The sequence below is a fragment of the Afipia sp. GW821-FHT14H12 genome, assembly GCF_058803465.1.
In genome coordinates this window covers 1-12014 of sequence record NZ_JBXAOZ010000005.1, presented here as the reverse complement: position 1 = coordinate 12014, position 12014 = coordinate 1, and the positions used below count along the sequence as shown (strand labels likewise).

Here is a 12014-nt window from a genome sequence, read left to right as displayed (position 1 = left end):
GTCAGGCCCTAAGAAAATCGTTCCGACACGTCAGCGTGAATCGAACGTTAAATTCACCATCGCAATTGCGAACTCGCCCCTCTTCATCCGGTTAGTTTGACGAACGGACTTTGTTGCGCCGTCGCAAATCGCGGCTAAATCTTGGCGCAAATAAGAAGGAATGAAGAGGATGAAACCGTCTCTCCAGACTGTACTGGCGGCCACAGCGATCACCGCAATCGGCATCCCGCTGGCGATGGCGACGATCATCGCCGCCTCGATCATCAGCCTGTAATCGATCACGTCATCAATCCATCGCGGGGTTTCACATTTTCAGATCGGCGGATCCGATTCGACAAGCTTCTGGCGGTCGATGCGAAACGTCCGCTTGGCGATGGAATTCCAGTGCTTACTGAACGTCGTCGCCAAGCGGATAGAGCGATAGAACCGCTGCTGCCGCTCAATGCGGACCGATGTCTTGGCGTGAAGAAGTGCGAAGTCCTTGGTGTGGGGAAATTTATAGGCGCGGTCGATACCCGCCAGCACCTCATGGACCCGCCTGACAAACTTCAGCTTCGGCAGGTTGCGTAGAATCCGGACCTGATCTTCCCAGTTTGAATAGAGCGTGGCGTCATCCAGCGCGCGGGCAGGATCAATAAGATCATTGCCGGGCACGACGACATTCAGGCGTGGAAGGTAACACGCATCGATCTCGTGGCTTTCCATCCATGCGAGCAGCTTTGGCAATCCCATCAAGGTTCGCTTGCTGGGAAGTTCATCGGCATCCGGAAACAGGATCAGCCGCCCGCGGCATTGCGCGATGGCAAAATTGCGCTGCGCGGCAAAATCGTTGTTCAGGCGGCGCTGGAAAAATCGGATCGGCCAATCCTTCTCGAATGATTTTATCGCTTCGACAAAATCATCGTCGGAAAAATCATCGACGACCACGATTTCATCAATGATCGCCCGTGCCGGCTCAAGCGCGGCCATCAGCCACTTGAATTCCTGCATCTCATTATGAGTCATCACCGCGACTGAAATCGAAGCGGGTCGACTGCTGGACCGGAAATCGCTCTGCACGCCTGAACCTCGATCAAGACCAACTGGCCGGTTTATCGTCCCGGCCGTTTCGGCGTGTCAGGAGCACGATATTTGGCGCGATGCAAAGAACCGACTCAATAAAGCACAGAAATCGAATGGTAGGCGGCGAGAGATTCGAACTCCCGACCCTCTCGGTGTAAACGAGATGCTCTAACCAGCTGAGCTAGCCGCCCGTCGCCTTTCCTTTATTCGATTACGCAGTGCTTGACTATCCCGGGCGCGGGGTCGCCGCCGAAGTACTGGTTGATGCAAGGAATAGAGCCGTGGACCCGGCGCACGATGTACCGGCCACGCGCGCCATAACGCACATTCGCGACGCCGCCAACGTCACACACCTCATTTTCGTTGGCGCAAAACTGGCCACGGCCAGGACCACGGCGATAGTCAGGACCTGGGCCATATCCCGGCCCCGGCCCGTAGCCCGGTCTCCCGTAATATTGGGCCGAGGCCGGCTGAGCAAAAAGACCGGCCGACAATGCGAGCGCCAAACCCAGCAAGCAGTTGCGGATCATTTGTTTCCCTCAATCCTTAAAGCTTGATTCTAGCGAACTCGCGGGGCGAGGTCATCCATATCCATGAATATCCAACCATCTGATCCAACAAAAAACGGCGCCCCGGAGGGGCGCCGCTGGTCTCATTGGTCGTTGTCGGCGTTCAGTGAGCCGTCAGGCCAGCTTCGTCAGCCCCATCCTGTGGAGGCGGCACCGCGGTGTCCTCCTCCCAGACGATGGGCGTCGGAGCCCGTACCAGCGCCTTGGCCAGCACTTCATCCATCCGGCTCACCGGAATGATCTCCATGCCGCCCTTGATGGCGTCGGAAATCTCGGTGAGGTCCTTGGCGTTGTCTTCGGGAATGAAGACCGTCTTGATGCCGCCACGGCCCGCCGCGAGCAGCTTCTCCTTCAGGCCGCCAATCGGGAGCACCCGGCCGCGCAGCGTGATCTCGCCGGTCATGGCGACATCGTGCCGGATCGGAATGCCGGTCAGCACCGAGACGATGGTGGTTGCCATCGCCACGCCTGCCGACGGGCCATCCTTCGGCGTCGCGCCTTCCGGAACGTGAACGTGGATGTCCCGCTTCTCGAACAGAGGCGGCTCGATGCCGTAATTGATCGCCCGCGAGCGGACATAGGATGCCGCCGCCGAGATCGATTCCTTCATCACGTCGCGCAAATTGCCCGTCACCGTCATGCGGCCCTTGCCGGGCATCATGACACTTTCGATGGTGAGCAACTCGCCGCCAACATCGGTCCATGCAAGGCCCGTGACGACGCCAACCTGATCCTCGTTCTCGATCTCGCCGTAGCGGAATTTCGGCACGCCGAGCATTTCCTCGACCACGGCTTCCGTCACCTTGATCGATTTCTTGCTCGAGAGCATCAATTCCTTGACCGCCTTGCGCGCCAGCGTGGACAGCTCGCGCTCAAGGTTACGCACGCCCGCCTCGCGGGTGTAACGCCGGATCATCAGAAGCAACGCCGCATCGTCGATCGAGAACTCCTTCGACGATAAGCCGTGCTTGGAGATCGCGGTCGGGATCAGATGCTTGCGCGCGATCTCGACCTTCTCGTTCTCGGTGTAGCCGGCGATGCGGATCACCTCCATGCGGTCCATCAGCGGGCCGGGAATATTCAGCGTATTCGCGGTCGTGATGAACATCACGTTGGACAGATCGTAATCGACCTCGAGATAGTGGTCGTTGAACGTGCCGTTCTGCTCGGGGTCGAGCACCTCCAGCAGCGCCGAAGACGGATCGCCACGGAAGTCCGCACCCATCTTGTCGATCTCGTCGAGCAGGAACAGCGGATTCGAAGTCTTCGCCTTCCGCATCGACTGGATGATCTTGCCGGGCATCGAGCCGATATAGGTGCGGCGGTGACCGCGGATTTCCGCTTCGTCCCGCACGCCGCCGAGCGACACGCGCACGAACTCACGGCCGGTCGCCTTCGCGATCGACTTGCCGAGCGAGGTCTTGCCGACGCCCGGAGGGCCGACGAGACACAGGATCGGGCCGGTCAGCTTGTTAGCGCGCGACTGCACGGCGAGATACTCGACGATGCGGTCCTTGACCTTCTCAAGCCCGTAGTGATCGGCATCGAGGATTTCCTGCGCGGCACCGAGGTCCTTCTTGACCTTGGACTTCTTGCCCCACGGAATCGACAGCAGCCAATCGAGATAGTTGCGCACGACGGTGGCTTCGGCGGACATCGGAGACATCTGCCGCAGCTTCTTCAGTTCATGCTGCGCCTTCTCGCGAGCTTCCTTCGAGAGCTTGGTCTTGGCGATCTTCTCTTCCAGATCCGCCAACTCGTCGCGACCTTCGTCGTCGCCGAGTTCCTTCTGGATCGCCTTCATCTGCTCGTTGAGGTAGTACTCGCGCTGGGTCTTCTCCATCTGGCGCTTGACGCGCGAGCGGATCTTCTTCTCGACCTGCAACACGGAAATCTCGCTCTCCATCAGGCCGAGCACCTTTTCCAGGCGCTGGGAGACGGACAGCGTTTCCAGAATGTCCTGCCGGTCCGCGATCTTGACCGCAAGATGCGAGGCAACCGTGTCGGCGAGCTTGGCGAAATCGGTGATCTGCTGAACGACGCCCACCACTTCGGCGGAGATCTTCTTGTTCAGCTTCACATAGCTCTCGAAGTCGGACACGACCGAGCGGCCGAGCGCTTCCGCCTCGACGCTGGTGGCGTCGGTGTCGGCGAGCGCGACAGCTTCCGCTTCATAGTAATCGGTGCGATCGGAATATTTGGTGACGCGCGCACGCTCCAGGCCCTCGACCAGCACCTTCACGGTGCCATCGGGCAGCTTGAGGAGTTGCAGCACACTTGCGAGCGTGCCGATCTCATAGATCGAATCCGCCGCAGGATCGTCGTCGGAAGCATTCTTCTGCGTCGCCAGCAAAATCAGCGCGTCGTTCTTCATCACGTCTTCAAGCGCGCGAATGGATTTCTCGCGGCCGACGAAGAGCGGCACGATCATGTGCGGGAAGACAACGATGTCGCGCAGCGGCAGGACCGGATATTGATGGCTTTCACCGGCGACGATGGTGGGACGAGGCTTGGTCGAGGCAGTCATGCCTTTACTTCCTTTTCATTGCGCCCCCTTGCACGCAGTCCATCGCGCGATGCAACCGCAACAAGGTGCAGAGGTGCCGGAAAACAAAGGGCTCGAATGAGCCATCCGCACATGGCGGCCTTTCCCTCCGGGCAGTATTTGCGGCGAATCTGCCTTCAAGCAGGCTTCGCTGCAGCCCATTAGGTGGCTATCCCCCACGGGGGTGTCAAGCGGCTGGCAAACCCCAGCCACAACGGGCTTTTTTACGTTTGACACGAATCAAAAACGGCCGCCGGAAACCAGCGGCCGCTTGAATATGTCGGGTTCCGGAAGCGAAACTTAAGCGCTTGCGCTGGTCTCGCCTGCCCGGTCGGTACGATCCGCGTAGATGTAGAGCGGCCGCGCGGTCGCCTCCACCACTTCGCGGGAGATCACGACCTCCTCGACGCCTTCCAGACCCGGAAGATCGAACATCGTCTCGAGCAGGATGCTTTCCAGAATGGACCGCAACCCGCGCGCGCCGGTTTTGCGCTCGATGGCCTTGCGCGCGACCGCGCCCAAAGCCTCGTCGGCGAAGGTCAGTTCGATGTTCTCCATCTCGAAAAGGCGCTGGTACTGCTTCACCAGCGCGTTCTTCGGCTCAACCAGGATCTTCTTCAGCGAAGCCTCGTCGAGGTCTTCCAGCGTCGCCACCACGGGCAGACGGCCGACGAACTCGGGAATGAGGCCGTACTTCAACAGATCTTCCGGCTCGACCTCGCGGAAGATTTCGCCAGTGCGGCGATCTTCCGGCGCGAGCACGCTGGCCGCGAAGCCAATCGAGGTGGTGCGCCCGCGCGAGGAGATGATCTTCTCGAGCCCTGAGAACGCGCCACCACAGATGAACAGGATATTGGTCGTATCCACCTGCAGGAACTCCTGCTGCGGATGCTTGCGTCCGCCCTGCGGCGGAACGGAAGCGACCGTGCCTTCCATGATCTTCAGAAGCGCCTGCTGCACGCCCTCGCCCGAGACATCGCGGGTGATCGAGGGATTGTCCGACTTGCGCGAAATCTTGTCGATTTCGTCGATGTAGACGATGCCGCGCTGCGCGCGCTCAACGTTATAGTCAGCGGCCTGCAGCAGCTTCAGGATGATATTCTCGACATCCTCACCGACGTAACCGGCTTCGGTCAGCGTCGTCGCGTCGGCCATCGTGAACGGCACGTCGAGGATACGAGCGAGCGTCTGCGCGAGCAGCGTCTTGCCCGAACCGGTGGGACCGATCAGCAGAATGTTCGACTTCGCGAGTTCGACGTCGTTGTGCTTGGTCTGGTGGTTCAGCCGCTTGTAGTGGTTGTGCACCGCGACCGAGAGCACCTTCTTCGCATGGTTCTGCCCGATGACGTAATCGTCGAGCACCTTGCAGATTTCCTTCGGCGTCGGGATTCCGTCACGCGACTTCACGAGCGAGGACTTGTTCTCCTCGCGGATGATGTCCATGCACAGTTCGACGCACTCATCGCAGATAAACACGGTCGGGCCCGCGATCAGCTTGCGGACCTCGTGCTGGCTCTTTCCGCAGAATGAGCAATAGAGAGTGTTCTTCGAGTCGCCCGTACCGACCTTGCTCATTCCTGTCTCCGTCTTCCGCTTTCCGTCCGGCTGTCCCGTTCTCTGCTGGAGATAGGAACAAAACGCGTACTGAAAAGACGTTGCATTCGAGATATGCCCGAATCGTGACCCTACCCGAATCCCGATTCAAACCTGGCTCACTCTGCCAGCGAACCATGCTGGCACCCGAGGATCAAGAATTCACTAATCCCCGGAAGGGTGATTTGCCGAGTCTAGCCCGATTTGTCGCGATTTCACGACCGCCAAACCGTGATTTCACCCCGGCGTTGCGGGAATGACACGAGAAACCGGGACCGTTGGGGGCCACTGGTCCCCAACTGCTATGGCAGGCAGAATCGCCCAAACCAGCCTTGAGAAACCACCTTAAGAGGCAACCCTATCAGGCAGCTTTCGCTACCGGATCTTCCGGCCGCTTGTCGATCACCTTGTCGACGATGCCGAAGTCCTTGGCCTTGTCGGCGGTGAGGAAGTTGTCGCGCTCCAGCGCATCCTCGATCGTCTTGTAATCCTGCCCGGTGTGCTTGACGTAGATCTCGTTCAACCGCTTCTTCAGATTCAGGATTTCCTGCGCGTGAAGCATGATGTCCGTCGCCTGACCCTGGAAACCGCCCGACGGCTGGTGAACCATGATGCGCGAGTTCGGCAGCGAGAAGCGCATGTCCTTCTCGCCGGCGGCGAGCAGCAGCGAGCCCATCGAAGCGGCCTGCCCCGTGCATAGCGTGGAAACCGGCGGACGGATGAACTGCATGGTGTCGTAGATCGCTAGGCCCGACGTCACCACGCCGCCCGGCGAATTGATGTACATCGAGATTTCCTTTTTCGGATTCTCGGCTTCGAGGAACAGCAGCTGCGCGACGACCAGCGTCGACATGCCGTCTTCCACCGGCCCGGTGAGGAAGATGATGCGCTCTTTAAGCAGGCGGGAGAAAATGTCGTAGGCCCGCTCGCCGCGGTTGGTCTGCTCGACCACCATCGGCACAAGGTTCATGTAGGTTTCAACCGGATCGCGCATTGGTCACCTGGGGTTTTCGGAAAATTCGTTAAATGGCCGGCACGCCGGTACCCGCCAAGATAAGCGAGGATTGCTCCCCGGCAAGAGATGTTCAAGCCGATTCGGCGGGCGAAACGAAGCACTCACCGAGGGTGAGGTTAACAAAAGAACCCCACCGGGCGTTAATAAAAGAGGATCGCCCCCGTCTGCGCGGGGGCGATCCGGAATGACCGTTCAGATGCGCGATCAGGCCGCGGTCTTGTCGTCTTCTTCCTTGAGCAGTTCCTCGCGGGAAACCTTCTTCTCGGTGACCTGCGCAAGCTCAAGAATGAAATCGACCACCTTGTCCTCGAAGATCGGCGCGCGGAGCTGCGCGACGGCGCCCGGATTGCTGCGATAATAGTCCCAGACTTCCTTCTCGCGGCCCGGCATCTGGCGGGCGCGCTCGATCACGGCGCGGCTCACCTCGTCGTCGGTAACGGTGATCTTGTTCTTGTCGCCGATCTCCGAGAGCACGAGGCCGAGGCGCACGCGGCGGTCCGCGATCTTGCGATACTCTTCCTTCGCCTTCTCCTCGGTGGTGTCCTCGTCGGCGAACGTCTTGCCGGAGGAGTCCATTTCCGCCTTGATCGAGTTCCACATCAGGTCGAACTCGTCGTTGACGAGCGACTCCGGCGGATCGAACTTGTGGGTCTCGTCGAGACGGTCGAGCAGTTTGCGCTTTAGCCGCTGGCGCGTCGCACCGGCGAACTCCTGCGTCAGACGCTCGCGCATCGCTTCCTTGAGCTTGTCGAGCGACTCGAGGCCAAGGGTCTTGGCGAACTCGTCGTCGATCTTGGCGTCCTGCGGCGCTTCGATGAGCGACGCCGTGGTCTCGAACTCGGCATCCTTGCCGGCGAGATTGGCCGCGCCGTAGTTCTTCGGGAACTGCACCTTCAGGGTGCGGGTCTCGCCCGCGCCGATGCCGATGAGCTGATCCTCGAAGCCCGGAATGAAGGAGTTCGAGCCGAGCACGACCGGAATGTCGCTGCCAGTGCCGCCATCGAATGCCACCCCGTCGATGGTGCCCTTGAAGGACACCGTGACGCGGTCGTCCTTCTCGGCCTTCGCGCCTTCGGCCTTGGCCGCATAGGGACGGCTCTGATCGGCGACGCGCTTGAGCGCATCGTTGAGATCAGCGTCGGTGACTTCGGCAACTTGCTTCTCGACCTTGAAGGTCTTGAAATCGGCCAGCGCGATCGGCGGCACGACTTCGATGGCGACCGAATAATTCAGGTCCTTCTTGCCATCGAGAATGCCCTCGATCTCGGCCTGATCGGTCGGCATCGTCACCTTGGCCTCGTTGGCCAGGCGGAAGCCGCGATCAGTGAAGATCTTCTGGTTGGTCTCGCGGATGGTCTCCTCGAGGGTCTCGGCCGCAACCGACTTGCCGTAGACCTTCTTGAGGTGCGCGACCGGCACCTTGCCGGGGCGGAAGCCGTTGATACGGACCTTGTCCTTCATGCCGGCGAGGCGTTCATTCACCTTGGCATCGATTTCCGCGGCCGGAATGCTGATCTGGAATTCGTGCTTAAGTCCCTCGGAGAGGGTTTCATTCACCTGCATAGCGTCAATCTTCTTCCGGCTTGCCGATCCAATATCGGCTGTTGTCGTTGTTGGGATGCCGCGCAAGGCCGCATCATGAAAAGTCCAAATACTTCAGTACCACGTCTCTCAGTTGCCAAGGCCGCCAAGTCCGGCTCAAGTCCAGTCATGGCGGGCATGAACACGTCTTGCCTGGCGGCGCGAATGGCGGTTGGTGCGCTCGGAGGGACTCGAACCCCCACATCTTTCGACACTGGAACCTAAACCCAGCGCGTCTACCAGTTCCGCCACGAGCGCGCAGCACACAATAGTTTAGTGTCCCGGCACAGCCGCGAGCGGCGGGCTTATAACATGGTGCCGGCCAATCGCGGCAAGAAAAAAAGCGCTATCCGCCGCAGCCCCTGCGGGTTTACTCCCGCCTCTGAAAATGGTCCCCATCGGCCATGAAATTCTTATCGTTTTCGCGTCCGCGCCGCCGCTTTCTGGGAGCCCTTGCAGGGGCTGCGATAAGCCCTGCCCTGATGACATCCGGGCGGGCTCAGACCCTCCCTGCGCGCAAGCCTGGAAGCCCGGCCCTTTTGCGGTTCGGGCAGCAATCGCTGTACCTGCACACCGAGGGAATGGCCACGCCGGTCTGGCAGTTGGGCGACGGTCTCCCCTACACACGTTTTTCGGGGAACACCCCGCCCCAGATCGTTTTCACCAACGACACTGCCCAGCCGGTGGCCATGGCTTTTCACGGCCTCGACGGGCCCGCTAGCCTCGAGCCGCTGCTGGAACATGCCCCCCTCGCCCCGCGCGGCGGCACCGCCACATGCGAACTGCCGTCCAAACCCGGAACTTTCCTGATCGACCCGAGACTCCTGTCCGGCGACGACGACCGCCCGGCCCTGCCGCGCGTGCTGGTTGTCGAAGGCGATGAGACCTTCGGCGCCGACCGCGACGAAGTGTTGCTGATCGAGGACTGGAAGATCGGCACGGACGGCGTGGCGCAGGTTGCGGGCCGCGACAGCGGAAGCGTTGCCTCGCTGTATACGATCAACCGCAGGGTCATCCACGACATCACCGTGCGCCCCAACGAGCGCGTTCGCCTGCGGCTGGTCAATGGCTGCCAGCGCAGCGTCATCGCCCTGAAATTTGTCGACTGCGTCATTACCGTCGTCTCCGTCGACAGTCAGCCGGCTGAATCATTCGTCGCACGCGATGGCCAGATCGTGCTCGCACCCGGAAGCCGGGTCGATGCCCTGCTCGATGCGACGCAGCCGGTCGGCACGCGCAACGAAATCCTGCTGCACGACGGCACCAAGCCGATACCGATCAGCCATGTCGTCACATCGTTCTCGTCGCCCCCGCGCGCGGCCCCTCTGCCTCCGCCGGCGACACCTTCACCTCCGCCGTCGCAAATCGACCTGAAGAATGCCCAGCGTATCGATCTGGCGCTCGAACGGGGACAGTGGCTTCCCGCGATCGCGTTCGACCCGGCGCTGCCTCCCGTTTTCCACACCACCGTTAACCGCACCGTGGTGCTTACGATCACCAATCCGCCCGGCGGATCCGCCGCGACGTTCCGCCTGCACGGCCATCATTTCAGGGTGCTCGACCGCCTCGACGACGGCTGGAAGCCGTACTGGCTGGATACGCTCGCATTCAACCCCGGCCAGACGCAAAGCATCGCGTTCAACGCCGCGCATCCCGGCAAGTGGCTGATGCAATGCATGGGAACCAAGTGGAATTCGCCGCGACGGTTGCGCTGGTATGAGGTCGGCTAAAGGTTGACGTCAAACCGCCGATAGAGATCGCGAAACACATTCGGCAGTACGTCCGCGAGATCTTCCGCGATCAGGCCGGGGCCGAACATGCGCGCGGCTTCGCCGTGCATCCACACCGCGATGGATGCCGCCTCGAACGCGCTCACACGCTGCGCCAGCATCCCGCCAATCATTCCCGAGAGCACGTCGCCCGCACCTGCGGTCGCGAGCCATGGCGGCGCATTCTCCGCAATCGACGCCCGCCCGTCGGGCGCAGCCACCACCGTGTCCGCGCCCTTGATCAGCACCACCGCATTCGATTCGCGCGCCGCGAGGCGCGCACGCTCCAGTTTCGAAAGCGGATGATCCTTGTTCGCGAGCGATGCAAACAGCCGCGCGAACTCGCCTTCATGCGGCGTCAGCACGGCCTGCACGCCGGGCTGCGCCGCGATGGCGTCGAACAGCGTCTGCGGCATGTCGGCAAAACTCGTCAGCGCATCGGCATCGAGTACCACGGCGCGCGGCCCTGACAGCGCCGTAAGCACCATGTCGCGCGTGCGCAAGCCGATGCCCGCACCGGGACCGATCACGCAAGCATTGAGCCGGGCATCCTCGAGGTAGCTTGCGAAGTCGACCGCCGTGCCGATCTCGCGCACCATCACGGAGGTGAGCGCAGCCGCGTTCACCGCCAACGCATCGCGCGGTGAGGCGACCGTGACGAGTCCCGCGCCCGCGCGCAACGCCGCGCGCGCCGCAAGCCGCGCGGCACCCGTTTCCGCCATGCCGCCCGACATCACCACCGCATGACCGCGTCCGTATTTGTGACCGGCGATGCCTGGGACGGGAAAATGGCCTCGCCACCACGCGGGATCGTTCTCGAAGGTTTTCGGATGAATGACATCGAGCACGCGCGGCGGAATGCCGATGTCGGCGACACTCACCTTCCCGCAATGCAGACGGCCGGGCAGCAGGAGATGGCCAGGCTTTTTACGGAAGAACGTCACCGTGCGGGTGGCCTGGACCGCAACGCCCATCGCCTCGCCGCTGTTGCCGTTAACGCCGCTCGGCAGATCGACCGCAAGCACCAATGCGCCGCTGGCGTTGATCGCCTCAATCATCGCGCGCGGCTCGTCTTTGACTTCACGGTCGAGTCCCGCGCCGAACAGCGCGTCGATAACGAGCGCGGGCTTGCCGAGCGATCGGGGTACGAACGGCAGCAGTGGACCATGCCACTCTTTCGCAGCACGAGCCGCGTCGCCCGTCAGTGTCTCCGGGTTGCAAAGCAAAGCCACGGCGACGTTGCGGCCGCGCGCGGCGAGATCGGCGGCGGCAATGAAACCGTCGCCGCCATTGTTACCGCGTCCAGCCACTACCACGATGTCTCCGGAAGGTGCGAGCACCTGCGCGGCAGCGGCCACGGCCTGCCCCGCCCGCTGCATCAGCGCGAAGCTGTCCCCGCCGTCCTTTACCGCAAGCGCATCAGCACAAGTCATTTCGGCCACGCTCAGGAGTTCCATGACCAGCCCTCGCCCAATACCGCCTGTCTTGAAGGCATGTCCGCCCAAAGCGGCGGCAGATTGCCTGCCTTAAAATTGTGCAGTTGCATATTTTGACGCCACAGACTTAGCCAAAAGCTCCAACGACGCTCGCAGAGAAGAGATTAACAGTTTGATAATCCAATACAATCGACAGCCGCGCCAGTTGGCACGGAGTCTGCTTTTAAGGGGCCAACGAACGAGGCCGCCAAACGGCCCCGAACGATCCGCGCCGCATCAGCGGCGCCAGTCTGAAATGCCGGAGGCGTGCAGGTGAAAAAAATCGAGGCGATCATCAAGCCGTTCAAGCTCGATGAGGTGAAGGAAGCCCTTCAGGAAGTCGGCCTTCAAGGCATCACCGTGACCGAGGCCAAGGGCTTCGGCCGCCAGAAAGGCCACGCCGAA

9 protein-coding genes and 2 tRNA genes are annotated in these 12014 nt (G+C 61.3%); 2 read left to right on the top strand and 9 right to left on the bottom strand.

From position 1 onward, the window contains the following. Window positions 1-30 precede the first annotated feature (30 nt). From AC1RNA_RS16550 to AC1RNA_RS16515, 8 genes are all read right to left on the bottom strand, one after another. Entirely contained in the window at window positions 31-282 is a 252-nt protein-coding gene (locus AC1RNA_RS16550) for a hypothetical protein (protein ID WP_492951794.1), read from the bottom strand. A gap of 30 nt (window positions 283-312) precedes the next feature. Further along, complete coding sequence (locus AC1RNA_RS16545; RefSeq protein ID WP_492951793.1) at window positions 313-1005, bottom strand: glycosyltransferase; 693 nt, start codon at window positions 1003-1005, stop codon at window positions 313-315. Window positions 1006-1176: 171 nt separating this feature from the next. Further along, window positions 1177-1253: transfer RNA gene (locus AC1RNA_RS16540), tRNA-Val, on the bottom strand. A 481-nt stretch (window positions 1254-1734) separates the two neighbouring features. Continuing rightward, window positions 1735-4158: an endopeptidase La gene (gene lon / locus AC1RNA_RS16535; protein WP_492951792.1), complete on the bottom strand. Its 2424-nt coding sequence runs from the start codon at window positions 4156-4158 to the stop codon at window positions 1735-1737. A gap of 318 nt (window positions 4159-4476) precedes the next feature. Further along, window positions 4477-5751 carry an ATP-dependent Clp protease ATP-binding subunit ClpX gene (clpX, locus tag AC1RNA_RS16530; protein ID WP_009340793.1) on the bottom strand — a complete coding sequence of 425 codons (1275 nt, stop codon included), beginning with the start codon at window positions 5749-5751 and terminating at the stop codon, window positions 4477-4479. A gap of 379 nt (window positions 5752-6130) precedes the next feature. Continuing rightward, a complete protein-coding gene (locus AC1RNA_RS16525) occupies window positions 6131-6763 on the bottom strand; it encodes an ATP-dependent Clp protease proteolytic subunit (protein WP_009340794.1) in 633 nt (210 codons plus the stop codon). A gap of 225 nt (window positions 6764-6988) precedes the next feature. Further along, on the bottom strand, window positions 6989-8347 hold the full coding sequence (gene tig / locus AC1RNA_RS16520; protein WP_492951791.1) for a trigger factor: 1359 nt from the start codon (window positions 8345-8347) through the stop codon (window positions 6989-6991). Between the two features lie 191 nt (window positions 8348-8538). Beyond that, window positions 8539-8623: transfer RNA gene (locus AC1RNA_RS16515), tRNA-Leu, on the bottom strand. Between the two features lie 323 nt (window positions 8624-8946). Here AC1RNA_RS16515 and AC1RNA_RS16510 point away from each other — a divergent pair. Beyond that, window positions 8947-10095, top strand: a complete 1149-nt coding sequence (locus AC1RNA_RS16510; protein ID WP_492951790.1) for a multicopper oxidase domain-containing protein — start codon at window positions 8947-8949, stop codon at window positions 10093-10095. Here the strand turns inward: AC1RNA_RS16510 and AC1RNA_RS16505 are convergent. Further along, a complete protein-coding gene (locus tag AC1RNA_RS16505) occupies window positions 10092-11591 on the bottom strand; it encodes an NAD(P)H-hydrate dehydratase (protein ID WP_492951789.1) in 1500 nt (499 codons plus the stop codon). The two genes, AC1RNA_RS16510 and AC1RNA_RS16505, sit on opposite strands and share 4 nt — an antisense overlap. A 291-nt stretch (window positions 11592-11882) precedes the next feature. Here AC1RNA_RS16505 and AC1RNA_RS16500 point away from each other — a divergent pair. Continuing rightward, window positions 11883-12014: P-II family nitrogen regulator (locus AC1RNA_RS16500; protein WP_492951862.1), on the top strand; the 132-nt coding region annotated here is incomplete at its 3' end.

Excerpts from the sequence above, each read along its gene's own strand:
- AC1RNA_RS16545 (WP_492951793.1), bottom strand. The coding sequence starts at position 1,005 with ATGACTCATAATGAGATGCAGGAATTCAAGTGGCTGATGGCCGCGCTT.
- lon (WP_492951792.1), bottom strand. The coding sequence starts at position 4,158 with ATGACTGCCTCGACCAAGCCTCGTCCCACCATCGTCGCCGGTGAAAGC.
- clpX (WP_009340793.1), bottom strand. The coding sequence starts at position 5,751 with ATGAGCAAGGTCGGTACGGGCGACTCGAAGAACACTCTCTATTGCTCA.
- AC1RNA_RS16525 (WP_009340794.1), bottom strand. The coding sequence starts at position 6,763 with ATGCGCGATCCGGTTGAAACCTACATGAACCTTGTGCCGATGGTGGTC.
- tig (WP_492951791.1), bottom strand. The coding sequence starts at position 8,347 with ATGCAGGTGAATGAAACCCTCTCCGAGGGACTTAAGCACGAATTCCAG.
- AC1RNA_RS16510 (WP_492951790.1), top strand. The coding sequence starts at position 8,947 with ATGGCCACGCCGGTCTGGCAGTTGGGCGACGGTCTCCCCTACACACGT.
- AC1RNA_RS16505 (WP_492951789.1), bottom strand. The coding sequence starts at position 11,591 with ATGGAACTCCTGAGCGTGGCCGAAATGACTTGTGCTGATGCGCTTGCG.